At 67.6% G+C, this 24,574-nt stretch carries 20 protein-coding genes; 10 read left to right on the plus strand and 10 right to left on the minus strand.

From position 1 onward, the window contains the following. Nucleotides 1–590: 590 nt before the first annotated feature. The gene (locus EV643_RS42205; RefSeq protein ID WP_133805860.1) at nucleotides 591–1,193 is read right to left on the minus strand and encodes a hypothetical protein; all 603 of its coding nucleotides are present in this window, start codon (nucleotides 1,191–1,193) and stop codon (nucleotides 591–593) included. Nucleotides 1,194–1,415: 222 nt separating this feature from the next. Between EV643_RS42205 and EV643_RS44570 the strand changes: the two genes are divergently transcribed. The 5 genes from EV643_RS44570 to EV643_RS42225 all read left to right on the plus strand — a co-directional run bounded on the left by EV643_RS44570 (nucleotide 1,416) and on the right by EV643_RS42225 (nucleotide 6,365). After that, nucleotides 1,416–1,559, plus strand: a complete 144-nt coding sequence (locus tag EV643_RS44570) for a hypothetical protein (protein WP_166665789.1) — start codon at nucleotides 1,416–1,418, stop codon at nucleotides 1,557–1,559. A 204-nt stretch (nucleotides 1,560–1,763) separates the two neighbouring features. Further along, a complete protein-coding gene (locus EV643_RS46305; protein WP_238166190.1) occupies nucleotides 1,764–2,939 on the plus strand; it encodes a hypothetical protein in 1,176 nt (391 codons plus the stop codon). Further along, on the plus strand, nucleotides 2,854–4,023 hold the full coding sequence (locus tag EV643_RS46310) for a helix-hairpin-helix domain-containing protein (protein WP_238166191.1): 1,170 nt from the start codon (nucleotides 2,854–2,856) through the stop codon (nucleotides 4,021–4,023). The genes EV643_RS46305 and EV643_RS46310 overlap by 86 nt, the downstream gene beginning before the upstream one ends. Nucleotides 4,024–4,479: 456 nt before the next feature. Continuing rightward, nucleotides 4,480–5,415: a carbohydrate ABC transporter permease gene (locus tag EV643_RS42220; RefSeq protein ID WP_133805875.1), complete on the plus strand. Its 936-nt coding sequence runs from the start codon at nucleotides 4,480–4,482 to the stop codon at nucleotides 5,413–5,415. After that, a complete protein-coding gene (locus tag EV643_RS42225; RefSeq protein WP_202870042.1) occupies nucleotides 5,412–6,365 on the plus strand; it encodes a carbohydrate ABC transporter permease in 954 nt (317 codons plus the stop codon). The genes EV643_RS42220 and EV643_RS42225 overlap by 4 nt, the downstream gene beginning before the upstream one ends. Before the next feature lie 341 nt (nucleotides 6,366–6,706). On the opposite strand, the gene EV643_RS42230 is transcribed toward EV643_RS42225, so the two are convergent. Then, nucleotides 6,707–8,047, minus strand: a complete 1,341-nt coding sequence (locus EV643_RS42230; protein WP_133805861.1) for an ABC transporter substrate-binding protein — start codon at nucleotides 8,045–8,047, stop codon at nucleotides 6,707–6,709. A gap of 112 nt (nucleotides 8,048–8,159) precedes the next feature. Here EV643_RS42230 and EV643_RS42235 point away from each other — a divergent pair, with 112 nt between their 5' ends. The 4 genes from EV643_RS42235 to EV643_RS42250 all read left to right on the plus strand — a co-directional run bounded on the left by EV643_RS42235 (nucleotide 8,160) and on the right by EV643_RS42250 (nucleotide 16,210). Continuing rightward, on the plus strand, nucleotides 8,160–9,773 hold the full coding sequence (locus EV643_RS42235) for a glycoside hydrolase family 43 protein (protein ID WP_133805862.1): 1,614 nt from the start codon (nucleotides 8,160–8,162) through the stop codon (nucleotides 9,771–9,773). Next, complete coding sequence (locus EV643_RS42240) at nucleotides 9,774–11,735, plus strand: DUF6807 family protein (protein ID WP_133805863.1); 1,962 nt, start codon at nucleotides 9,774–9,776, stop codon at nucleotides 11,733–11,735. 263 nt (nucleotides 11,736–11,998) lie between these two features. Next, the gene (locus EV643_RS42245; protein ID WP_166665790.1) at nucleotides 11,999–15,238 is read left to right on the plus strand and encodes a pectinesterase family protein; all 3,240 of its coding nucleotides are present in this window, start codon (nucleotides 11,999–12,001) and stop codon (nucleotides 15,236–15,238) included. 123 nt (nucleotides 15,239–15,361) lie between these two features. Next, nucleotides 15,362–16,210, plus strand: a complete 849-nt coding sequence (locus tag EV643_RS42250; protein ID WP_202870043.1) for a rhamnogalacturonan acetylesterase — start codon at nucleotides 15,362–15,364, stop codon at nucleotides 16,208–16,210. A gap of 374 nt (nucleotides 16,211–16,584) precedes the next feature. On the opposite strand, the gene EV643_RS42255 is transcribed toward EV643_RS42250, so the two are convergent. After that, the gene (locus tag EV643_RS42255; protein ID WP_133805865.1) at nucleotides 16,585–16,959 is read right to left on the minus strand and encodes a sensor histidine kinase; all 375 of its coding nucleotides are present in this window, start codon (nucleotides 16,957–16,959) and stop codon (nucleotides 16,585–16,587) included. Between EV643_RS42255 and EV643_RS42260 the strand changes: the two genes are divergently transcribed. Next, nucleotides 16,949–17,275 carry a hypothetical protein gene (locus EV643_RS42260; RefSeq protein ID WP_133805866.1) on the plus strand — a complete coding sequence of 109 codons (327 nt, stop codon included), beginning with the start codon at nucleotides 16,949–16,951 and terminating at the stop codon, nucleotides 17,273–17,275. The two genes, EV643_RS42255 and EV643_RS42260, sit on opposite strands and share 11 nt — an antisense overlap. 271 nt (nucleotides 17,276–17,546) lie before the next feature. On the opposite strand, the gene EV643_RS46640 is transcribed toward EV643_RS42260, so the two are convergent. From EV643_RS46640 to EV643_RS42290, 7 genes are all read right to left on the minus strand, one after another. Next, nucleotides 17,547–17,681 (minus strand): hypothetical protein, encoded by a 135-nt coding sequence (locus EV643_RS46640; RefSeq protein WP_255513100.1) that lies wholly within the window; start codon nucleotides 17,679–17,681, stop codon nucleotides 17,547–17,549. 724 nt (nucleotides 17,682–18,405) lie between these two features. Then, entirely contained in the window at nucleotides 18,406–19,440 is a 1,035-nt protein-coding gene (locus EV643_RS42265; protein WP_202870044.1) for an arabinan endo-1,5-alpha-L-arabinosidase, read from the minus strand. 26 nt (nucleotides 19,441–19,466) lie between these two features. After that, nucleotides 19,467–19,676 carry an RICIN domain-containing protein gene (locus EV643_RS42270; RefSeq protein ID WP_133805867.1) on the minus strand — a complete coding sequence of 70 codons (210 nt, stop codon included), beginning with the start codon at nucleotides 19,674–19,676 and terminating at the stop codon, nucleotides 19,467–19,469. Between the two features lie 39 nt (nucleotides 19,677–19,715). Then, nucleotides 19,716–21,224 carry an arabinosylfuranosidase ArfA gene (gene arfA / locus EV643_RS42275; RefSeq protein WP_133805868.1) on the minus strand — a complete coding sequence of 503 codons (1,509 nt, stop codon included), beginning with the start codon at nucleotides 21,222–21,224 and terminating at the stop codon, nucleotides 19,716–19,718. A gap of 28 nt (nucleotides 21,225–21,252) precedes the next feature. After that, nucleotides 21,253–22,752, minus strand: a complete 1,500-nt coding sequence (gene arfA / locus EV643_RS42280; RefSeq protein ID WP_133805869.1) for an arabinosylfuranosidase ArfA — start codon at nucleotides 22,750–22,752, stop codon at nucleotides 21,253–21,255. Between the two features lie 17 nt (nucleotides 22,753–22,769). Next, a complete protein-coding gene (locus tag EV643_RS42285) occupies nucleotides 22,770–23,636 on the minus strand; it encodes a carbohydrate ABC transporter permease (RefSeq protein WP_133805870.1) in 867 nt (288 codons plus the stop codon). Further along, entirely contained in the window at nucleotides 23,636–24,571 is a 936-nt protein-coding gene (locus tag EV643_RS42290; RefSeq protein WP_238166192.1) for a carbohydrate ABC transporter permease, read from the minus strand. The genes EV643_RS42285 and EV643_RS42290 overlap by 1 nt, the downstream gene beginning before the upstream one ends. Between the last annotated feature and the right edge of the window lie 3 nt (nucleotides 24,572–24,574).

Here is a 24,574-nt window from a genome sequence, read left to right on the forward strand (position 1 = left end):
CCCGATCGACCCGCTCCACACCCTGCATGCCAAAACCCTCTCAGCACGCACAGCAGACACCGCGACGACACGCGGATTATTCAGCGGCCTCCTAGAGGTCGCGCGCCGACCGGCGCCCCCGATTTGAGCCGCGGCAGGGACCTCGGGCTGCGTGTCGCTCCCGTGCTCCCGTCTCGGGTCGCGAGGCACGTTCCGTGCCTCCGGCGTGGTGTCAGAGCTGAGCTGGCGCTTGAGCCGCGATAGGGCATCCGCCCGCGCGCGGACTCCCGCTGTACCAAAGCCAGGCTGAGCCGGCACTCTCGCCAGTTGACCCTGAGACCTCGGTGGAAGACCGAGCATCCTGACTCGCCCAACGGCAACAGCGGTGGGAGACTGAACCGCGTGGGGGAGACTGCCGGGGCCCCCAGCCGGACCCACAAGAAGAAGGTTCAAGTCCCTAGGGACTTGAACCCCCACGGTGTCCGAGGAGGGACACGCACCTTAACCACACGCATTAGGTTCACCGGCTGAGCGGTGGGGGTGCACGGAAGATGGCCGAATCGGCCGCCATGCTCTGGTGAATGGCCGGGCTGTCCGCTGATCGACGGGTCCTACCTTGGCGGCCTGGGGCGCTGGGCTTGGACCAAACCGTCGGCAAGGGCGAGGGCGTGTAGCCGGCCGGGGCAGGCGTGTGGGCCCGCGCCGAACGGTGAGTCGGTCAGGTCGACTTCGACTGTCGTGCCGTCGGGGGCGATCCGTCGGGTCTTGGGCACCGGCGGGTCGGTGCGGCCCGCGATGATGTTCGTCACTAGGGCAGTGGTCGCGTCACACGCCTGGACGAGCAGGGCGATCCGGTTGGCGGCGCTCTCGTCAGCGGTGCCGAGGAGCCGTGCAAGGCGGTCGACGGCCTGATCCGCCGCCGTAGTGATCGTGGTGTGTGGTTGGTAGGACTTCGCGATCACAGCGATGTCCTCGGCAACTGTGGCGGGAAGCCCGAGCGCTTCGGCCAGTACTTCGACTGGGCCAGTGCCGCGCCGCAGTGCCAGTTCTCGCAGGGCCTCCGGGTCGATGGCAGCCAGTTCGGCCTCGGCCAGTGCACGTCGTCGCTCATGAGTGGCACCGTTGCTGAAGCGCGCGACGGAAGCTCGCAACCAGGCGACGCCGCCGGGCGAGTAGGGCGGGGACGGGACAAGGTAGTTCGGATCGGTCAGCACGACGACGAGAGTAAGGCGCTATCGCTTCGTCGCTGACCGAAGCGATCAGGTCAGTCGGGCGAAGGTGGAGTTCTGCCGGATGAGCGTGAGCAGCTGATGACCGCCAGGCGTCTGCACATGGCCGAGGTCACCCAGGGGAGCCTCGCGCGGGCCCCTGAGTTCATGGTCAGGGTGGATGACGCTGCCGGGTGCAATGGAGCCGATCCGAGGTTATGTTCGGGGATGGCGGATGAGGCGGGGAGTCGCCTGGTCGAGTTGGCGGGGGACCGGGTTGTCGAGGTGTGGGAGGGCGGGGACGCGGCCGGCGTACCGGTGGTGTTCCACCCTGGGACGCCGTCGGGGCGGCTGCAGGCGCGGCTTGGGTAGCAGGCGGCGTGGCGGCTGGTTGTGCGGCTGGTGTCCTTCAATCGGCCGGGCTATGGGCGTTCGACTGACACGCCACCGAGCCTGACCTCTGTCGGTGTCGACAGGCTGGCGGTGGCGGTCCTTGGGCATCGGAGAATTCGCCGTATTGGGTGCCTCGGGAGGTGGTCCGTACGCGCTTGCCACGGCCTCGCCGATCAGCGCCGGGTGCGGGCTGTCGGGCTTTCCGGTGGAGTTGGTCCGTGGCGGCTGGTCGAGCCGCCAGGCCCTACGGATCCCGATCTGCCAATCCTCGAACTCGCGGAGGCGGGTGACATCAAGGGCGCGTTGAAGGGCTTCCGCGCTGACGCCGGCGTAACGTACGTCAAGCTGCTCGCGCTGCCCGACCCCGCGATGACCGAGGAGTTCTTCGACGGCATACTGAGGAAGACGCCGGCTGGCTCACCGCGGAGAACAAGCGGCTCTTCGGCCTGGACCCTTCGCGACACCCTGCGGAGTTACGACGGCTATGCCCGCGACAACGTGGCCTGGGGTGGCGACTGGGACATCGATCCGGATCACCTCGAGGTGCCCACGTGGCTCTGGTTCGGAGACCTGGACCGCATGGTGCCCCCCTCGCACGGCCGCTGGTTCGCCGACATCCCGAACTCAACCCTCGTCCCTCGCACCGGCAAGGGGCCACGGAAGCACTCGCGGCCGATGCTCTCCCTGGAAAAGGCGACCCGCCCGGAGCAGGTCGAGGCATTCTTCCAACGCTTCCCCGGCCGGTCTGTTGTCGTCATGCCGAAGCTGGACGGGCTGTCCCTGGCTCTGGTCTACGAGAACGGTCAGCTAGCCCGGGCGATCACCCGCGGCGACGGGACTACCGGTGACGACGTGACCCCGCTGGTGCGGGCATTGGCTGACGGCCTACCTACCAGAGTCGACGCACCGGGCCGAGTCGAGGTTCGGGGTGAGGCGGTCATGCTGCGCTCCACCTTCGTCGCCTACAACGCCAATCACCCGGACAAGCCGCTGATCAACCCACGCAACGCCGCCGCCGGCACCCTGCGCGCGAAGGACCCAGCCAGTGTCGCCGAGCGCCGCCTGCAGTTCCTCGCCTTCGATCTCCATACTGATCCCGACGGCACCGACTCCGACCTGGACCGGGCGCTGCAGGCCCTCGGGTTCACGGCCGCAGAAATGCAGCACTGCGATGACGCGACCGCGGCGCAGGCTGTGATCACCACGATCGAGCAACAGCGCAACGACTTGGACTACGACCTCGACGGCGCCGTACTGCGACTGGCCGACCGCGGTGCCTTCGCCGCGGCCGGAACTCGTTCGAACTCGCCACGCGGCGCACTGGCGTACAAGTTCGCCGGGAGGAGAAGACCACCGTGATGGCCGACGTCGTCTGGGACGTGGGGAAGACGGCAAAATCGCCCCGGTCGCCTGGCTCGAGCCTGTCTTCGTCGGGGGTACGACGGTCACTCGCGCCACGTTGGCCGATCAGGAAGTGATCCGGGCCCGCGGCATCAAGATCGGCGACACGGTCCTGGTACGCCGGGCCGGCGACGTGATCCCGTTCGTCGCCGGAGTGCTCGACGCGTCCCGGCGTACCGGTGCGGAGCGCGACATCGTGCCGCCCACCACCTGTCCATCGTGTCAGCAGCCTTTGAGTGAGCAGGGCAACAGCCGGGAGCTGTTCTGCGTCAACGTCGCCTGCCCGGCCCAGACCGTACGACGGCTGATCCACTGGGCCTCACGCGCAGCGGCCGACATCGACGCGATCGGCGGGGTGTGGATCGAGCGCCTGGCCGATGCGGGGATCCTCGAGCACCCGTCGGACTTCTACCACCTGACCAAAGAGAGACTGCTCGAGTTCGACCGCATGGGCGAGGTCTCGGCCACCCGGATGATCGAGTCGATCGACACCAGCCGCCAGGTCGGCCTCCGCCGCGCCCTGATCGGACTCGCCATCCCGATGGCCTCCGAAGGCACCGCAGCCCGTCTTTGCCGCGCAGGCTTCGGCTCTGTGGAAGAGATAGCCGACGCCGGAGAGGTGGGTCTTGTCGCGGTAGACGACATCGGACCGAAGGTCGCAGCCTCCCTCATAGAGCACCTGAACCGTCTCCGACCTGAGCTGCAACGCCTTCGCGAAGCCGGCGTATCACTCGACGTCCGCGAAGAAGACCTCCCGCCAGTCGTTGCCGCAGGCGCCCCTCTTGCCGGCAAAACGGTCGTAGTCACCGGCGCCATCAGTGACCCGCGCTCTGGCGAAAAGGTCCCCCGCCCCGCCTTCCAGCGCCTCTGCGGGAAGGCCGGCGCCACCATCGCCTCATCGGTCTCAGCCAGCACCGACCTCCTCATCACCGGCGCCGACGTCGGCGCCTCCAAAGTCACCAAAGCCGAGAAGCTAGGCGTCGAAGTCGTCGACCAATCCGAAATCTGGTCACAGCTCTTCACCGCTGGCATCACCCTCTGACACCGGCGCGGCGCAAGCATGGTCGGTGGTCGACGCCCTCAGAGGTTGTCGGTGTTGCTGTAGGCGTCCTCGCTGAAGTAGCGCGAGTTGGCGTTTTCGCCATGATGCGCCGGCCGAGGTGTCGTGCGGAGCCGGTGTGCTGGTGCGGGGTATGGCTGTTTGTCGACTGGCTCGATTTCAGTGGAGCCGACTTGGACCCAGCGATTCAAAGCAGGTAGCGGCGATCGCCGCAGTAGAACTCGAAGCCGGCAGGCGAGACCCTACCGCCACCTCGGTCGCGTCTTGCCGGGCAGGGCTGGCCAGCGATCGGGAGTTCAGGCGATCTCCTCTGGGAACCGGTTTCTCAGCCAACCGGCAGCGGCGATCTCTGTATTCGATCAGATGTTGACGTCATGTTCCTGGTACGTTTCACTGACAGGAAACCGGTTCCCCGATCCCGGCGAGAGTGGAGAGTTCATGACCGTGCTCAGTACGGCTGCGCCGCCGGAGGCTGGTGCGCCGCGGCAGAAGCGGAACCGCCCACGGGAACGGTGGACGCCGTACCTGCTGCTGGCGCCGGCGGGGGCACTCCTCGCGATCTTCTTGATCTATCCGATCGGCAGCGTCGTCTACTACAGCCTGTACAAGTACAACGTCACCAAGCCGTGGGACAACGGATTCATCGGGCTCGAGAACTACGCGGCGATGCTGCGCGACGACCTGTTCTGGCAGTCCTTGCGCTTCACCGGTCAGTGGGTCGTCGTGGAGGTGTCGCTGCAGCTGGTCTTCGGTCTGGCGCTGGCTCTGGTGATCAACGAGACCTTCGTCGGGCGCGCCGTTTCCAGGGCGATGGTGTTCTCGCCGTGGGCGGTCAGCGGAGTGCTGACCACCACTATCTGGCTGCTGATCTACAACCCGACGACCGGCTTCGGGCGCTATCTCGCGGACGCCGGCGTGGGGGCTTACGGCACGAGTCTGCTGACCGAGCCGGGCACGGCTTTCTGGGCCGCCGTGCTGGCCGAGCTCTGGCGTGGCGTCCCCTTCTTCGCGATCCTCATCCTCGCCGACCTGCAATCCATCTCCGGCGATCTCTACGAGGCCGCCGAGGTCGACGGCGCCGGGCGGTTCCGCAGGTTCTGGTCGATCACGTTGCCACACCTGCGCGCTGCCATCATCTTGTCCACGCTGCTGCGGGCCGTGTGGGAGTTCAACAACGTCGACCTGCTCTACACCCTGACCGGCGGTGGACCGGGCAACGCCACCATGACTCTTCCGCTGTACGTCGCCCGCAAGGCGGTGGACGCCAAGGAATTCGGCTACGGCTCGGCGCTGACCATGTCGGCGTTCGTGATCCTCGCCGTGTGCTCCGTCACCTACCTGTGGCTCGCCCGTGCGGGGAGGGAGACCGAATGACTCCCGTAGCCCGAACCGCCGAGAGGAACTCCGACCAGATGACCAGCGCGACCGTGGTGACCGGCCCCGAGCATGACACGACGGAGACGGGGGCGGCCGGTCCGCGCCGGCCCGGTCGCCGGCCGACGGGTAGCGCCGCGGCTCGGCGGGTGCCGCGCTGGGCGATCTACCTGCCGTTGGCGGCGTACCTGCTGTTCACCCTGGTGCCCTTCTACTGGATCCTGCTCTTCGCCTTTCGCGAGACCGGCTCGACCGCGCTCGTGCCCTGGCCGCTGACCTTCGAGCACTTCGCCACCGTCTGGAACGGTGCCGGGTTCGGCGTGTTCTTCAAGAACTCGGTGATCATCGCGGTGCTGACGGTGCTGCTGACGACGGTGATCGCACTAGCCGGAGGCTATGCCCTGGCCCGCTTCCGCTTCCGTGGCAAGAACGCGTGCATGGTCCTGATGCTGTGCACGCAGTTCGTGCCGGGCGCGATGATGCTCATCCCGCTCTTCGACATCTTCCGGACCACTCATCTGATCAACACGCTGTGGAGCATCGTCGTGGCCGATGCCGTCTTCCATCTGCCGCTGTCGATCATCCTCATGGCGGGCTTCATCAGGAACATCCCGATCGAGCTCGAAGAGGCATCCTGGGTCGACGGCTGCGGAAGGTTCAGCGGCTTCCGTATGACGGTGCTGCCGCTGCTGCGTCCTGGTGTGGTAGCCATCAGCTCGTTCGCGTTCATCTCCTCCTGGAACAACTTCCTGTTCGCGCTGATGTTCCTCAACTCCCAGGACCAGTTCACGATCCCGGTCGGTCTCAGCTACATGCTCGGCGAGTACAGCGTCGACTTCGGCGCACTCGCGGCCGGCGGCGTCGTCGCCGTGGTACCGGTGGTTCTGGTCTTCGCCTACGTGCAGCGGTTCCTGGTTCAAGGGCTGTCGGCCGGCGGGGTGAAAGGCTGAGCCCGCCGCGGCGCCCGTCGGCGGGTACGAGGGCTGGCCCGCCGTCTGGCGCGCCGGCCCAGTCCTTGCCGGGGACGCTGTCACCACTGACCTGGCCGCAGCGCTTGGCGTGCTCTCCCCGGCGGAGGTGCGGCCGATCGCCCTGCACTGCCACGCGGGGGTCAAGCATTCAGGGGCTGTAAGACTGGTCACGACGAGGACGACTTCGGCGGGTGCGCGGAGGCTGCGTGCGGCACTCCTGGCTGCTCGCCACGCCGGGACAGCGAACGGCGCGGCGCCGGGTTCCGGGAGTGATTTCCCGGAACCCGGCACCGGCTTGGCCATCGCATTGGGCTATGCGGCTACTTTCCCGCGTGCTTGACGTACTCGGCTTGCGCCTTCTCGAACCGATCGGCGTACTTGCCCAGGAAGTCCTCCGCGCTCAGCTTGCCTTGCAGGACGGACTGGAAGTCGGGCTCCATCTCGGTCTTCAGGATCGATCCCCAGTCGGGCAGATAGGTGGGCAGCTGGATGTACTGCGTCTTCGGGTTCTCGGCCGCCTTGACGATCGCCGTCAGCGGTTGTGCCTGCGAGATCCATGGAGCCTTCTGCGCCTCGAGCGATGCCGGCACCTGGCCCACGGTCTCCGCCCAGTCGGAGTTGCCGTCGGTACTCACGAACTCGGCGAACTTCCAGGCCGCGGCCTTGTGCTTGCTCTTGGCAAGAACCCCGAGACCCGACACCGCGGCCGAGGTCGCGGTGATGACGCCGGCCGCGTTGGGGAACGGCTGTACGCCGGCCACGTTCGAGCTGCCGAGGGCTTTGAGGTGGTCCTGGTAGGAGCCGAGGTTGTGATGGGTTGCCCAGGCCGAGCCGCCGTCGAACGCGGCGACGATCTTGGGGTAGTCGTTGGCCAGGTCGGCCTTTGCGCTCACCGTGCCGTAGAGGGAGATGTACTTCTTGAAGGCCGCGACGTTCTCCGGCGCGTCCAGCGTCGCCTTGCCGTCCTTGGTGATGAACTCGCCGACCCCGGACATGCCGTAGGTCATGGCGAACATCGGCGGCATCGCACCGGGGCCGCCACGGAACGCGAAGCCGAACTGGTTCGACTCCGGCTTCGTGAGCGTCTTCGCGGTGGCGAAGAACTCCTCATAACTGGCCGGTTCCTTCAGTCCGGCCTTCTTGAGCCAGTCCGTCCGGTACCAGATCACGTCGGACAGGGCGCTCAGCGGGAGCTTGTACAGCACCTTGTCGGCGGAGTTCCGGCGCTCGTTCTCGACCATCTTCGGGTCGATCTTCGCCGCCAGCCCAGCCTGCTTGAACGCGTCGTCCAGCGGCGCCAGCGCCTTCTGGGCGATCAGGGTGGCGACGTCGTTGCCGATCAGCAGCACATCGGGGACCTCGCCGGTCGCGAGCGCGTTGTTCACCTTCTGCAGGTACGACGAGTTGGGCAGCCCGACGTACTTGACGTCGATGTCAGGATTCGCCTTCTCGAACCTGTCGATGAGCTCTTCCCATTCCGCGGTGAGCCGCGGGTTGGCATTGGTGTCCCAGAACTCGATCGTGCCCTTGGGGTCACCCCAGTCGTCCGTTCCAGCCCCGGGCTGAGCGTCGCCGGTACCGCCCGGGCCGGCGCAGGCGCCGAGCGCAAGGGCCATCGCCGCCGCCACGGCGGCGAGACCGCTGACACGTCGCTGTTTCATGGTCCGCCTTCTCTCTCATGACGTTCTTGTCTTGACTCCGGTCAGAAACCGGTTCACGAAATCGGACCATAACAGCTCGGGAACCGGTTTCCCATAGGTTAGGATCAGGGATATGAGGCGAGAGGATGCGATGAGCGGCTACGCGAACCCGGTGCTCGACGCGGACTGGCCCGACCCCGATGTCGTGCGCGTCGGCGACGACTACTACCTGGTGGCCTCCAGCTTCAACCGGGCCCCGGGGCTGCCGATCCTGCACTCGAGGGACCTGGTCAGCTGGGAGATCGTTGCGCGGGCGCTACCGCAGGTTCCGCCGGTCGAGCACTACCGCATCCCGCGGCACGGCAGTGGGGTCTGGGCGCCGAGCCTCCGTCATCACCGCGGCCTGTTCCACCTGACCTACCCAGATCCAGACCACGGCATCTTCGTCCTCACCGCGCCTGATCCGGGTGGACCGTGGAGCGAGCCGCGCCCGCTGCTGGCGGGTACCGGTGTCATCGATCCCTGCCCGCTGTGGGACGACGACGGCCGGGCCTACGTGGTGTTCGGATGGGCTCACAGCCGCAGCGGTCAAATGAACCGCCTCAGCGTGGTCGAGGTGACCGAGGACCTCCAAGACGTCGTGAGTACGCCGCGCACTGTCGTCGCCGGGGACGAGATTCCCGGCTGCCGAACCTTGGAAGGTCCGAAGTTCTACCGCCGCGACGGGTGGTACTGGATCTTCGCACCCGCTGGGGGAGTGGCGACCGGATGGCAATCGGTGTTCCGGTCGCGGGAGGTCTACGGTCCCTACGAGCACCGGGTGGTGCTCGCACAGGGCAGCAGCCCGATCAACGGGCCCCATCAAGGGGCGTGGATCGACACGCCTGGAGGCGAACACTGGTTCCTGCACTTCCAGGACCGCGGGGTGTTCGGCCGGGTCGTCCACCTTCAGCCGATGACGTGGGGCGAGGACGGCTGGCCCATCATCGGCGCCGCCCCGCCGGGAGCGATGACCGGAGAACCGGTGCCGTACTACGCCCGCCCGGCGTTGGGCTCGCCACCGGCCGAACAGCGGGAGCCGGTACGCAGCGACGCTTTCGAGTCGACCAAGCTAGGGCTGCAGTGGCACTGGCAGGCGAATCCTGAACCGAACTGGCACGTCCTTCCAGGAGACGGGACACTGCGCCTTCGCCTGGTTCCTGACGACCTCGGTGATCTACGCCGGCTTGGACACGTACTGGGTCAGCCGCTGCCCGGGCAGCCTTCGGAATGGGTCACGTCCGCGCGGCTCGGCCCGGCGCCGGACGGAGCGAGGGTCGGCCTGGTGGTTCTCGGTACGGCGTATGCGTGGATCGGTCTGATGCGGACGCCGGGCGGACTCCACGTGCTCTGCCGGCGATCGATGGACGGTCCGGGTGAGCAGACGTTAGCCCAGGCGGGCATGCCGGAGGGCGACGATGAGGTCGAGTTGCGGGTCCGGTGCGACGCGGAAGGGCTGGTGACGTTTGCCTGGCGCTTCTCCGGAGGCGTGGAATGGCAGCAGGTCCCGTCATCGTTCACCGCCCAGCCGGGACGCTGGATCGGTGCGGACGTCGGACTCTTCGCGGCTGCCCCGCTCGGCACGCCGGACGGGGCCCGCACAGTCAGCCTGACAGCGAGGGACGATACTGCGGCAGAGGCCACGGGAGGCTACGCCACGTTCCACGCGGTTCGCGTGGGCATCGGATCAGGGGAGGGCAGGGCCTAGATGACACGGCAACTCAAGAGCGGCACCACCATCGGTGAGGTCGCCAGGGCGGCGCAGGTCTCGCGTTCCACGGTCTCCCGGGTGATGAACGGCCAGGCGAACGTCGCGCCCGAGATCGCGGCCCGCGTCCACGCCGCCGCGGACCAACTGCAGTACCGGCCGAGCAAGTTGGCCCGCGGCCTTTCCCTGGGCCGCACCAACACCGTTGCCCTGGTGGTTCCCGACCTGGGCAACCCGATGTTCCAGCAACTGCTGCGCGGCGCCATGGCGGCGGCCGACGAGATGGGGTATCGCATCCTCGTCGCTGAGACGGTGGAGAACCCGGCCCGGGAGGCCGAGGTGACGCTGGAGGCGCGCCTTCGCTGCGACGCCGTGATCCTGGCCGCTCCGAGGATGCCCGAGGAGGAGTTGCTCGCTCTCCTGCCGGAGGTGAAGCCGGCCGTGTTGTTGAACCGGCTGGTGGAGGGGGTGCCGGCCCTGACGGTCGATTACGCCCTGGGGATCGCTCTGCTGGTGGATCATCTGGTGGAGAACGGCCATCAGGACCTGGCGTACGTCGCCGGACCGCCGAGCGCCGCGTCACATCACGTCCGGGCCAGAGCCTTGGAGGAAGCCCGTACCCGGCATCCGTTCCTGCGGGTGCGAACAATCGCCGGTGGCTCGACGGTGGATGCCGGCTACCGGGTGGCCGATGAGGTGCTGGAGTCCCGCGCCACAGCCGTCGTGGCGTTCAACGATCTGGTCGCTTTCGGCCTACTCGCCCGGCTGAACGAGACTGGTGTCGCCGTGCCCGGGGACATCTCGGTGACCGGCTTCGACGACATCGAACTGGCGCGTTTCGCCACGCCGTCGCTGACGACCGCTGTGGTGCCACAGGCCGAGGTCGGCCGGCGCGCCTGGGCGCGGTTGATCGCGAGCATCGACACGCCGGGCGTCGAGCCCGGTGAGGTCGAGGTCATCGAGCCTTCTTTGGTGGTGCGCTCGAGCAGCGGGCCGGTGCCCCCGGCCCGGCGCCTCGGCGCGCCATCGTCCGGCACCGCCGGCCTGGTTCACCGCAACCTGGGCAACGGGCTCACCGCAGAGTGGAAGCTCGAGGATGACGGTGCCGTGTTCGAAGGCCTCGAAGTACCTCTGACGCGCTACGTGAGCGGGGCGGCGATGCCCCGGGTCCACAGCCCGAGGCCGCACCTGCACCCTGTCCACTCGCTGTCCGGGCGAGCGCTGACAGTGACCAGCCCGGTGGACCATCGGCACCACTACGGGCTGTCCCTGACAGTGGCGGACGTGGACGGAACGACGTACTGGGGTGGTCGAACGTTCCTGCCCGGGCAGGGCCCGACCCTGCTGTCGAACCACGGGCGGCAGATCAGCACGCGACTGACCGTCGAGGGGACCGCCGGGCTGGTCGACCGGATCACCTGGGCCGATCAGAACGACCGCCAGCAACTGCTCGAGGAGCGCCGGCTGACCGGTGTGCTCATCGCCGAAGCGGAGGCCTGGGCCCTGGGCTGGCACAGCGCCCTGACGGCACCGTCCGGTGCGACGATCGCGAGCCCGGCCGTCAACGGCCGCCCGGGAGCCGGGTACGGCGGCATCTTCTGGCGTTTCCCCTTCGGTGAACGCACCGAACTCCTCACCGTGGACGGCACCGGCGAGCCGGGCGCCCACAGCTCGAAGTCGCCGTGGCTGGTGGTGAGTGCCCTGTACGGCGAGGCCTGGACGTCCGTCGTACTGGTCCAGGATGCCCAGGAGCCGCTGCCGTGGTTCGTCCGGTTGTCGGACTACGTGGGCGCCGGCCCCTCGCTGGCATGGGACTCGGCGCGAGTCCTGGCGCCAGGCGAGACCTTCGACACCTCCTTGATCGCGCTCGTCGTCGATCGGCGGCTCAGCCAAGCGGACGCCTCGGACCTGGCGGCCCTGGCCGTTGCCCGGGTGGATTCGGCACGCCGAACCGCCAGCTGAAATCGCCACACCTTTCTCAGGAACCGGTCCCTCAGTCGAGGGCTGCTGGAATTCCATTACTGGTGGGCGAGACCTTGCCGAACAGCGGGTGCGCCATTAACCTCTGAGAAACCGGTTCCCCAGATTGGACGAAGGCTGTCCTGACGGTTGGGCCCACGGCATTCCACCGCCCATCAGAAAGGCGAAGGATGTACTTCACATCAGCTGAGCCGACCCCGCCAATCCGCCCCAAACCCCGCTCGCTTCTCGTCGCCTGCGCCGCAATGGCTGTGGCCAGCGTGCTCGCGACCGCCTCACCGCAGCCCGCGGCGGCCCTCCCAGGTCAGTCCGCTGCGCTCCCGGCTTCAGCGGCCGCGACGCCCGATCTCGATCGCCAAAGGCTCGCCCCTGGAGACGGCTGGGCCTCAGCCAACGGCGGAACGTCGGGCGGCGCGGACGCGGCGCCCGGCAACATCATCGACGTCGACACCCGCGACGAGCTCGCCGCCGCGGTTCAGGGAGACGCACCCAAGATCGTCCGGGTCGTCGGGGACATCGACGCCGGCCGGCAGGCCGACGGCACTGAGATCAGCTGCGTCGACTACCAGCGTGACGGATACACGCTGCAGAACTACCTGCAGGCCTTCGACCCGGCGCACTGGTCCGGTCCGGCCTCAGGCCCGATGGAGCTCGCCCGCAAGGCTTCGGCAGCCGCCCAGGGCCGCCAGGTGAAGATCAAAGTTGGATCCAATACGACTCTCATCGGTGCCGGGCAGGTCAGCCTGACCGGGGTAGAGGTTGACGTGGAGAAGGTCGACAACGTCATCGTCCGGAACCTGCGGATCTCCGACGCGTACGACTGCTTCCCCGGCTGGAACGGCGAGACGTGGAAGACGGAGTACGACAACCTGGTGGTGAGCGGATCGACTCATGTGTGGCTCGACCACCTGACGCTGGACGACGGGAAGACCGTCGACGCGGAGCAGCCGGAGTACTTCGGGGAGCGCTTCCTGCGCCACGACGGCCTGCTGGACGTCGTGCGCCAGGCCGACCTGGTCACGATCTCGTGGAGCCGGCTGGCCGGCCATGACAAGTCAATGCTGTGGGGCAACGGCGACGGTGTCACCGCGGACCGCGGCAAGATCCGCGTCACCCTGCACCACAACGAGTTCGTGGATCTGGTCCAACGAGCACCCCGGCTGCGGTTCGGCCAAGCGCACGTTTACGACAACCTCTACCGGGTGACCGACCCGGAGCACTACGAATATTCGTGGGGCGTCGGCGTCGAGTCGAGCATCATCGCCCGGCAGAACACCTTCGAGCTCGCGGCAGGCGTCGAGACGGCCGACATCATCCACGGCTGGGGCGGCACCGGCATCGATGCGGCCGGTACCTGGGTGAACGGCCGCGAGACCGATGTGCTCGCCGCCTACAACGCTGCTCACCCCGAGACTCCGCTGACCGGCATCGTCGCGGGTACGGCCGGGCCGCACGGCGTCATCCAGCCCGCGGATCTCGCACGGCAGGCAGTCGAATCCTGGGCAGGAGCCGGCCGGCTGAGCACCGGGGCAGACCCGACCGATCCGGGGGTGGCAGGCGCTGCGCTGCTCGAGTCGATGGGTGCTCCCTCGACCACGAGTGCCGATGGGCCGGTGTGGTCGCCGCTGGCGACGGGGTTCGCCTCGACGGCCGACGCCGGGCACCCGCGCGGGACGACTGGAGGCACCGGCGGCCGGACCGTCACTGTTACCACCGCGGCCGAGCTGGCCCGCGCGGCCGTCAGCCCGGAGCCGCTGACGATCCTGGTCAGTGGAGAGATCGCAGTGGAGCCATGGGGCTCCATGATCAAGGTCGGCTCCGACAAGACGATCGCGGGCATCGGCCGGAACGCTGCCCTCGTCGGCGGCGGCCTGTACGTCGACCGCGTGGACAACGTCATCATCCGCAACCTGGTGTTCCGGGACTCCTATATCCCGGGCGACTGGGACGGCAAGCGGTCCGACAACGACAACGACGGCATCCGGGTCGACACGTCCAGCCACGTCTGGATCGACCACAACGAGTTCGCCCGGCTGGGCGACGGGCTGGTCGACGTCCGCAAGGACTCGACCGCCGTCACCCTGTCGTGGAACGTGTTCCGGGACCACAACAAGGCGATCGGCGTGGGATGGACGAGCAATGTCGTCACCACGATCACGTTGCACCACAACTGGATCACCAACACCTACCAGCGCAACGCAAGCATCGACAATGTGGCCGCGGGCCATCTCTACAACAACTACCTCGACGGCATCGGCCAGTACGGGACGATGTCGCGGGGAGCGTCACGGCTGGTCGTGGAGAACAGTGTGTACGCGAACGCGGAGGACCCGATCGTCGCCAAGGATCCGGCCTCGAAGCTGCACTCCCGAGGCAACCGATTCACCGGCACTCACGGGCGTCGCGACAACACCGGCCCAACCTTCGACCCCCTCTCCTTCTACGCCTACCACGCTGATTCCGTGGATGGCCTGGCCGGCCTGGTGACGGCACAGGCGGGCCCGATGGCCACTGACGAAATGGTCGGCGACCAGTTGCGCGTGGCCCTCGACGGCTCGGGTGACACGGCAAGCATCAGTGCCGCGGTCGGCGCGGCCGCACGCGCTGACCACCCGGTCACGGTGGTCGTTGCGCCAGGCAACTACCGGGAGATCGTGCGGCTCTGGCCGGACGCGGACGGCGTCACGATCCGGGGCGAGACCGGGAACCCGGCCGACGCGATACTCCAGTACGACCTGCCGGCCGGAGGGGCGAAGTTCTACGGCGGAACGTATGGCGCGAACCTTTCCGCCACCCTCGGCAGCCTCGCCGCGAACGTGCGGTTCGAGGATCTGACGATCCTGAACGCCTACGACGAGAAGGCGAACGGACCAAGCCAGGCGCTGGCCCTGCGAACCACGGGCGATCGCACCATGCTCGACAACGTCCGGCTGCTGGGCAACCAGGACACCTTCCTCGCCGATACGCCGAGCAAGAGCGTGGTTTCGCGGGTCTACGTCCGTCACTCCTCCATCGAGGGCGACGTGGACTTCATCTACGGCCGCGCCACCGCGGTGTTCGACAGGTCGACCATCAACTCGGTCGATCGCGGCTCCAGGGTCAACGGCTACGTCACGGCTGCCTCGACCCCCGAGGGGCGGCGCGGGTTCCTGTTCACCGAATGCCGCTTCGTCTCCGAGGCGGCTCCGGGCACGGTGTTCCTGGGCCGGCCCTGGCACCCGAGCAGCGATCCTTTGGTCGATCCTGCCGTGGTGGTCCGTGAATCCTGGCTCGGTGCCCATGTCGGCACACCGGCATGGAGCGACATGAGCGGATACTCCTGGCGGGATGCGGAGTTCTTCGAGCACGACAACACCGGCCCAGGGGCGGTGGTGGGCGACGAGCCCGTCGACGGCCGACCCCAGCTCAAAGGGACGGAGGCCAAGGCGCATACGCGTGAGGCCTACCTGACCGGCACCGACGGCTGGGTGCCCTGGCGTAGTTGAGGTTTCGCGGCAGGCTCCGGGAGTTCGGCTCCCGGAGCCTGCGTCACCGGCCCGCTCGGGTCGGCGAGGCTCGTGGTACCGCCCGCGTCAACCGGCGGGCGCCATCGACGGAAAGGATTCGACATGCGATTCCAACGTGACCTGGTGCGGCGGTGGATCCCTCTCGTGCTCACCTCGGCGATGGCCGTTGTCGGCGCCGCCGGCCCTGCTTCGGCACTGTCAGCCCGCCCGGACAGCGAACGGCCGTTCACGGTCTTCGTCGCGGGTGACTCGACCGCCTCGGTCTACGCGGCGGCCGAAGCACCCCGCACCGGATGGGGGCAAGCTCTTCCGCTCTTCCTCAACCACGACGTGCGAGTCGTCGACGAGGCGATCTCGGGTGCCAGTTCCAAGAGCTTCATCGCCCTGGGCGGCCTCTCCCGCATCGCGTCCAAGATCGGGCCGGGCGACTATCTGCTCATCTCCTTCGGCCACAACGACGAGAAGATCACTGATCCTGACCGGGGAACCGATCCTTACACCACCTTCCAGGACTACCTGACGCAGTACGTGGAGACCGCGCGGGCCCACGGCGCTACACCGGTTCTGGTGACGTCGGTAGAGCGTCGACGCTTCTCGGGCGACACCGCCGTCCCGAGCCATGGCGAATATCCGGCAGCCATGAAGAAGCTCGGGCAAAGCTTGAGCGTCGACGTCATCGATCTGTCCGCGCTCAGCATGAACCTGTGGCAGGAGCTGGGACCCGAGCGGACCAAGGATCACTTCCTCTGGCTGGCCCGCGGGGAGAACCCCAACTACCCGGAAGGGATCAGCGACAACACCCACTTCCGGGCTCGTGGCGCCATCGAGGTGGCCCGCATCGTCGCTGCCCGACTGAAGACCCAGCAGATCCTCCACCCCAATGCCGTCAACAGGCTCGGCGACATGATCGACGAGAGTGCCATCGCCTGGCCGGACGAGCGCCCCACCTGAGGCCCTCAGGAAGCCCGGCCGCGCGCGCCCTCGCCCAGGAGGGAGTCGTGTGGCGTTGGACGACATCAAGGCCTGCCCCTCGTGGTCATGTGGGGGCAGGGACAGCGCGACCTGCGCAGCCGGACCCGGATCGTCGACGGCGTCGAGCTCGTCGGCGGTGGGGAGTTGCGGCGGTGGCTCGGACAAGCCTCCGGTTCTCTGTCCACAGGCTGCTCGTGTCCTCCTCCGGATTGTTGTAGGAATGACGAGGTCAGGCAGAGCGTCCATCCGGTCATGTGGCTCGATCGGCAGGCGATACCGTGGCTCGTCGTCGATCACGACGTACCGGACGGCTTCGTTGTCGTGGGCAAGCGGTAGGACCAGGTCCCGGGTGGTCATGATTGCCTCGGGACGGTGATCGATACGTCGGTGCCGCTCCCCGGCACCGCCCGGACGACGCTGCGCCCGCCGACGAGCTCCAGTTGCCGGCCCAGGATTTCCGCGATGCCGTAGCCAGGTCTGGACGCGACCGGATCGAATCCCGGACCGTTGTCGCGAACGTTCACGACGAGTTGATCGTGGTCCGAGGGGAGTGTCACTACGACATTGGCCCCTGGTGCGTGCTGGCCCACGTTGGCCAGCGCGGTGTCAACCGCCCGGTCAAGGTGCTCGACGATCTCGCTCGACAACTGGGTTCCGTGTTCGATGTCCACGATGTGGCGGATGGCGAGTGTCGGATGAAGCCTGAGGATCCCGAGGATGTGCTCCACTACGCTCTGGGTGACGTCGGCCCCATCGACGTACGAGCAGCATCTGCTGATGCTTCTCTCTGGCCTGCATGATCATCGCTATCTGAGTCTGTTCGTCGGCCAGCGCGAACCTGTCCAGTTGCAGGTACACGAGCAGGTCATGGACGAGGGCCCTGCCGCGGTCGCGCTGGAGTTCGGCCACCCGTTGGCGAGTGACGTCCGCGGCCTCGGCGAGCCTCCGGACGAACCGGCAGAAGACGAAGGCGACCAACGCGAACCCGGGGTAGGCGAGTGCATTCGCCAGGGCTGTCGCCCTGCCCGACTCGTCGCCCTATGAGGGGCAACGCGACCGCCACGAGGTATGCCAGGGCAAGCACTCCGGAGGCAGCGAAGACCTGCTCGAGTCGACGGAGCGCGCCTCCGACCAGGGGGACGGTCGACAGCGTGACTGGGTAAACCCACATGGTCCAGACAGTCAACCGCGACGTCGGAGAAAGGTACCCGGGAGAGGACAGGATGAGGCTGGCCGCGAGAACGAAATCCAGCACCAGTGGCCACGGCAAGGGCAGCACAGATCCCCGTTTGAGCAGCCAGTGGCCGAGCAGCATCTACTCGACAGTGACCAAGGCGACGAGTGTTAGGTCCAGCGCGGGCGCAGTGGACGCGGCCAGGCCGCCGGTCGACAACGCGATTGCCGTCTGGACCAGGTCGAAGGTCCGGATCCCGACGAACGCCAGCACCACGGTCCGTTCGACACCTTGAGTTGTCGCCGGTATCCGGCGGCGCACGGCGACAGGTCTCGGCGCGGTGATATCTCTGGGCCCCCTCGGCGCAACCACTCTGGACCTCCGAACCGGCGCGCTGGCCTTCCCCCGGATGACCCAGCTGACCATTCACCCAGGTCAGCCGCGAAAAAAGTTCACGGGGTACCGCCGACCTCTTGGGCCCGCCTACCGCCCGGGTGTGCCTCCGGCCGGGAGGGCCGTGCTCGACAGCACGTCGCCCCGGTCTGAGCGGCATCTCTGATCATCGAATTCGCGGTGACCAGCGGACCGCCGGCCACGAGGCTGCGCACGAGTTGAATGATGTGAACCAGCCACCGTTGCTCAAGGCAACCGGCTGGTCCCGGTCCTTCGAGAACCGCACGACGGTGACCTCGTCACCCAAACAAAACAGGCGGCACAACCTGTGCCGCCGACCCGAATGACCGCGCGTCGCGCGGGCCGATGCCGTCCGCCCATCGGCCGCCCGGGTGGGTTCGCGGTCGCGGATGGCATCGAGAACGGCCGCATGGGCGGTCGTGGGGACGTCGAGGATGTCGCCCACGGCCGGCGCGCTCCGCCGACGATGCGCTGACCGAGTTCCTCGACCACCTCGCCGTGGAGCCCCCGGCCGCCGTAGCCGGCGGCTCCCCGAACGTCCTCACGACGCTGCTCAGCTCGACGGGTGCCTGTCCCGTCGTAGCGATCAGCCCGGCGGTTCGCCGTCGCCTGGTCCGTGTGAGAAATGCGGCCAGTCGTCGTGCCACTCGACCTCGCGGATCTGCATGTGGATGGTGCCGTTGCTCGCCGCGTCGTAGTAGTGGTGGACGGCGTACGGCCGGCCGTCGTGGTCGAGCACGTCGAGCGCGCCTGGTCCGATCTGGTCACCGCGCCGGTCCAGCACGACCGTTCCGCCGCCCTCGGTCATTGGCACGCCGTCGGCGTCGACGAACGGTCCGGTCGGGCTGGTGGACCGTCCGACGACGACCTTGTAGGTGCTGTCGACCCCGCGGCAGCAGAAGTCCCAGGAGGCGGCGAGGTACCAATAGTTGCCGTGCTGGAAGAGCTGCGGGTTCTCGATCGGGTTCGCGGGGTCGGCGGTGTTGCTGGCCAAGGAGATACGGGGACCGGCCACGGTGCGCATGCCGGTCAGTCGCTGCATCTTGATCCCGGTCCAGAACGAGCCGTAGGCGATGTACCACTGGCCATCGGCGATGAAGACTTGCGGGTCGATTGCGTTGTAGTCGTCGCCCTCCTTCGAGGTGACGATCGGGCCGCCGTCGACCCAGCTGTCCAGATCGCCGGGAGTCTTGGTGGTGGCCACACCGATCGCGGACCGGTTCGTGCCGAACGAGGAAGCGGCGTAGTAGAGGTAGAACGTGCCGGCGGACTCGACCACGTGCGGAGCCCACAGGTGTGCGACGCCGTACTTGCGGGTCCACTCCGGCAGCGTGATGGCCCCGAGCGACTCCCACGGACCGGCGAGGCTGCTGGTGGACCGGCGGGCGAAGATACCGCCCGGATCGTCCTCGTTCCGGATGCCGGTCGAGAACACGTAGAAAGTCTTGCCGTGCTTGAACAGTGTCGGGTCGTGGACCGGGTCATCAACGCCTCCCGGCTGCTGGTCACCGATGTCGCCGGTCATAGCCAGCCTGCCCTGCGGAGGAGCCGCGGCCTGCGGGCTCTCGACCGGGGTATCGGCACAGCCTGCCAGCGCGGCCGCCGCGATGGCAAGGATCACTCGGCCTGTTGACCACCTTGTTCGCACTACTGGATTCCCTCCTTGACGTGTGACCAGTGCTGGCAGGCGCAGCCGGTGTCGGTCCACTGGTCGGCGATGGCGCCGTCGGCTTGGGAGTTGTTGTAGATCTTGAGCAGCTTGCCGGGGTTGCGGTTGGTCAGGCGGAAGTAGCCGTTTCCCGCGGACGTCAGCGTGGCCATGAGAGCAACGGCGGCGTTGCGGCGAAACGAGTGCATCGCATGCTCCGTTCAGGTTGCGGCCTCGCGGCCGCCGCGTCAGCGGGTGACGAACTCCACGGCGGTCCACGAGATCGGCGGCAGCGTGACGGTTGCCCGGCCGCCGTCAAGCCGCACGCTGTCGTTATGCTTGGGGACCACCCGGTCGGGCTGGTCCGCGGTGTTGGCGGCGTGCCGATCGGCGTCGTACAAGGAGACCGATTCGGCCACTGCCTCGGGGTTCACGCTGCGTAGGTCGACAGACACCTCGACCGGCCCGTCGACCGACCGGTTCACCAGGAACAGAGCAAGACGGCCCAGGCCGACGTCGTAGGTCGCGGCCGCGTCGACGATGGTCACCGGTCCGAACCGTGCCGTCTCCATTTCGGGAGCTGTCGTCTCGACGCGGAGCACCTCCCCGGCGGCAAGCCGCGAGGTCAGAGCGAAGGGGTGGAAGATCGTCTGCCGCCAGGCCGTACCACCGGGCTCGGTCATGATCGGTCCGATGACGTTGACCAGTTGTGCTTGGCAGGCGAGGGCGACGCGGTCGCTGTGCCGGAGCAGTGAGATCAGCAGGCCGCCGACCACGACGGCGTCCGTCACGCTGTACACGTCCTCGAGAAGCCGCGGTGCGAACGGCCAGTCCCGCGGTGGTTCCGCCGAGTTGAACCGCGTCTGGTACCAGACGTTCCACTCGTCGAAGGAGATGTTGATCCGCTTGCGGCTGTGCAGTGCAGCGCCGACCGCGTCGGCGGTGGCGGTCACGGAGTCGACGAAGTGGTCCATGTCCACCGCGGACGCCAGGAACGATGCCACGTCGCCGTCGGTCTCCTCGTAATAGGCATGGCACGAGATGTGGTCCACCAGGTCGTAGCACTCCTGCAGCACCTCGCGCTCCCAGTTGCCGAATGTCGGCATCGACGAGCTGGACGAGCCGCAGGCCACCAGTTCGAGGTCGGGCTGGACCATCCGCATCGCGCGTGCGGTCTCCGCGGCCAGCCGCCCGTACTCGCGGGCCGTCTTGTGGCCGATCTGCCAGGGCCCGTCCATCTCGTTGCCGAGGCACCAGGCCCGGAACCCGAATGGCGCATCCGCGCCGTGGGACCGGCGAAGTTCGGCGAGACGGGTGCCGGAGGCAACATTGGAGTACTCCAGCAGGTCGACGGCCTCCTGCACGCCGCGAGTACCGAGGTTGACCGCCATCAGCGGCTCCACCGCGGCCTTGCCGGCCCACCGCACGAACTCACCGAGGCCGAACTCATTGGTCTCCAGGCTGTGCCAGGCCAGATCGAGCCGGCGCGGACGCTGCTCGACCGGCCCGACGCCATCCTCCCAGCGGTAGCCGGACACGAAGTTGCCGCCGGGATACCGCACCAGCGACACGCCGAGCTCTCGCGTGAGCTCGAGGACGTCCTTGCGGAACCCGTCCTCGTCGGCGGTGGCGTGGTCGGGCTCGTAGATGCCCGTGTACACGCAGCGTCCGAGGTGCTCCACGAACGAGCCGAAGGTATGGCGGTGCACCGGCGCGACCGAGAATGCCGGGTCGATAGTCAGGGATGCAGTGCGCAACGAAGTCTCCAGTCGTCGGTGGATCGGGTCAGGACACGGCCAGCCGCAGTACAGAGAAGGACTCTGGTGGCACGGTTGCCCGCAGCACGCCGCCGTCGACGCCGGCCTTCAGGGGCCGCGGTACGACGCGGTCCGGGTGCTCGGCGGTGTTCACGGCCGACGGGTCGTCGTCGTACACCGACCGGGCATCGAGCAGGCCTTCCACGCCGAACGCGGCAAGGTCGGCCTGGACGTCCACCGACTCCGTACGGTGCCGGTTGACAACGAACAGGGCCAGCTCGTCACCGGTCGTGGTCGCGACGGCGTCGACCATCGGCACGTCACCGTGGCGGTCAGTCGTTATCGTCGGAGCATCCAGCGCCACCTGCAGCACCGTTCCGCGGGCATGGGCCGCGGCCAGCGCGAACGGATGGAAGATGGTCTGCCGCCAAGCGGCTCCACCGGCGACCGTGCGGATGGGTGCGCTGACATTGGTCAGCAGTGACAGGCAGGCGGCCGACACGCGGTCGACGTGCCGCAACAGGCTGATCAGGAGGCCGCCCACGACGACGGCGTCGGTGACGTCGTACTCCTCCTCGGCGAACGCGGGCGCACGCACCCACTCGGACGGCGGCCCGGGTGCGCGCTTGCTCCTCTCCTTCCACACGTTCCACTCGTCGAACGAGAGCCCGATGCGCTTGCGCACGCCGCGCCGGGCCGCGACCGCGTCGGCGATCGCGGCGACGTCCTCGATGAAGCGGTCCATCGCGGCACCGGAGGCGAGGAAGCTGTCGACGTCGTCACCGAACGGTTCGTAGTACGCGTGCAGCGAGATGTGGTCGACGAGATCGATGGTGTGCTCGAGCACCTCCGACTCCCAGTCGCCGAACGTCCGCATCGACGCGCTCGAGCTGCCGCAGACGACCAGCTCCAGGCCCGGATCCAGCATGCGCATGGCTCGCGCGGTTTCGGCGGCGAGCCGTCCGTACTCGGCCGCAGTCTTGTGGCCGATCTGCCAGGGGCCGTCCATCTCGTTGCCGAGGCACCACATCCGAATGTCGTGCGGCCGGTCCTCGCCGTGCGCGCGGCGCAGCTCGGAGAGCTCGGTGCCGCCCGGGTGGTTGGCGTACTCCAGCAGGCGCACGGCATCCTCGACGCCACGCGTGCCGAGATTGAGGGCAAGCATCGGCTCCACACCGGCCTTGGCGACCCACCGCATGAACTCGTTCAGGCCGACCTCGTTGGTCTCTACGCTGTGCCAGGCAAGTTCGAGTCGCGCTTGGCGCTCGTCGACCGGACCGACACCGTCCTCCCACCGATACCCGGAGACGAAGTTCCCCCCGGGGTAGCGGACGGTGGTCACGCCGAGCTCCCGGACGAGCGCGAGGACATCGCCGCGGAAGTCGTCCGCATCGGCCGTCGGGTGGCCCGGCTCGTAGATCCCGGTGTATAGGCAGCGTCCCATGTGCTCGACGAACGAGCCGAACAGCCGGGCCGGCACCGCGCCGACCCGAAGGCCGGGATGCAGCCGGATGGTTGCCTTGGGCATGGTCCTCCTAGATGGGCTCACTTGGTGCTGCCGGCGAGGATCCCGCGGACGAAGTGGCGTTGCAGCAGAACGAAGATGATCACGACCGGGATGCTGGCGACGGTCGTCGCCGCCAGTAACTGACCCCAGACAGTCGCCGGGCTCGAGTCGACTTGGGCACTGGCGATCGACAGCGACAGATTCGACAGCACGACCTGCAAGGTCTGTTTGCTCGCGTCGTTGACCACGATGACCGGCCAGAGGAAGTCGTTGTAGATATTGAGGAAAGTGAGCACCGCAAGGGCGGCCAGGCCCGGCCGGATCACCGGCAGGACGATCCGGCGGTAGAGCCCCAGCGCGGAGCACCCGTCGAGCCGGCCCGCCTCCAGCAGCTCGTCCGGGATGCCCGCGATCACCTGCCGCATCCAGAAGATGCTGAAGGCGTCGATCGCGCCAGGCAGCACCAGACCCTGGTACGTGTTGACCCAGTTCAGCAGGCTCATCTCCAGCAGCAACGGGATCACCAGCACCAGGGTCGGCAGCATCAGCGTCAGCAGGATGAACCCGAAGAGGAAGTTCTTGCCGGGGAAGTTGTACTTGGCGAACGCGAAACCGGCCAATGGGCAGAACACCAGCGTGATCCCGCCCTTCAGCACGAGCATGATCGCGGTGTTGAGGAAACCCGTCCAGATCGGCACGCTGGCGAACATCGCCCGATAGTGGTCGAGCGTGAAGTCGCGCGGATCGAACGACAGTGGGCTGGTCACGATCTCCGAACCCGGCTTGAACGACGAGGACGCCATCCACCACAGCGGGTAGAGGAACACGGCCAGCAGCACCGCCATACCGGCATACACGACGAACGTACGCAGCCGTTGCGAGCCCGTGGTCGTCGAAGCGCTCATCAGTCCTCCTTCGAGCGGAGTAGCCGGACGGATACCAGCGACAGCAGGAACACCAAGAGCACCAGGAGGAAGCTGTTAGCGGCGCCCAGCCCGAGGTCGGACGAGCCGATGTGGTTGTAGAGGAACAGGCCAGAGGTGATCGTCGAGTTGTACGGTCCGCCCTTCGTCATCACATACGGCTCGGCGAACATCTGCGAGATGCCGAGCGTCGCGATGACGACATAGAAGGCGATCGCGCGGCGCATCAGCGGCACAGTGATCGACCAGAACTTGTGCCAGACGCCGGCACCGTCGATGTCCGCCGCCTCGTACACGTCGTCCGAGATGCCCTGGATCGCCGCCAGCATGATCACGATGGCGAAGCCGGTGGTCTTCCACAGCACCAGCAACGCGATCGTCGGCTTGGACCATGCCGTCGTGGTGAGCCAGCCGATCGATGGCAGGCCGACCGCCTCGAGTGCCGCGTTCACGGCGCCGAAGTCGGCGTCGAACAGCAGAATCCACACCTGCGCCATCGCGATCAGAGGCGTCACGAACGGGACGATCAGCGTGGTGCGGAAGAAGCCGCGACCACGCAGCCCGGCCTGGGACAACGCCGCGGCGATCGCCACCGCGCCGATCGTTTGGACCGGCACGATCAACAGCCACATGATCCCCGAGTTCGCGAGCGAGGCCCAGAACTCGCTGCTCGTCAGCAGGTACGTGTAGTTGCCGAGCCCGATCCAGCGCAGCTCGCCGGATCCTTTCCAGTTCGTGAAGCTCAGCCGCAGCGCGAACAGTAACGGATAGGCGCCGAAGGCAATGAACGACAGAAAGAACGGCAGGATCATCAGGTAAGGGGCCAGCGGGAACCGGCGGCGCAGTGGTCGTCCGGGCGGCGCTCCCCGGACGACCTTCGCAGCCGGACCGGGACGCCCCGGTGCGAGCTGGGTCATCGA

The sequence above is a fragment of the Kribbella caucasensis genome, assembly GCF_004361855.1.
Classification (GTDB): domain Bacteria; phylum Actinomycetota; class Actinomycetes; order Propionibacteriales; family Kribbellaceae; genus Kribbella; species Kribbella caucasensis.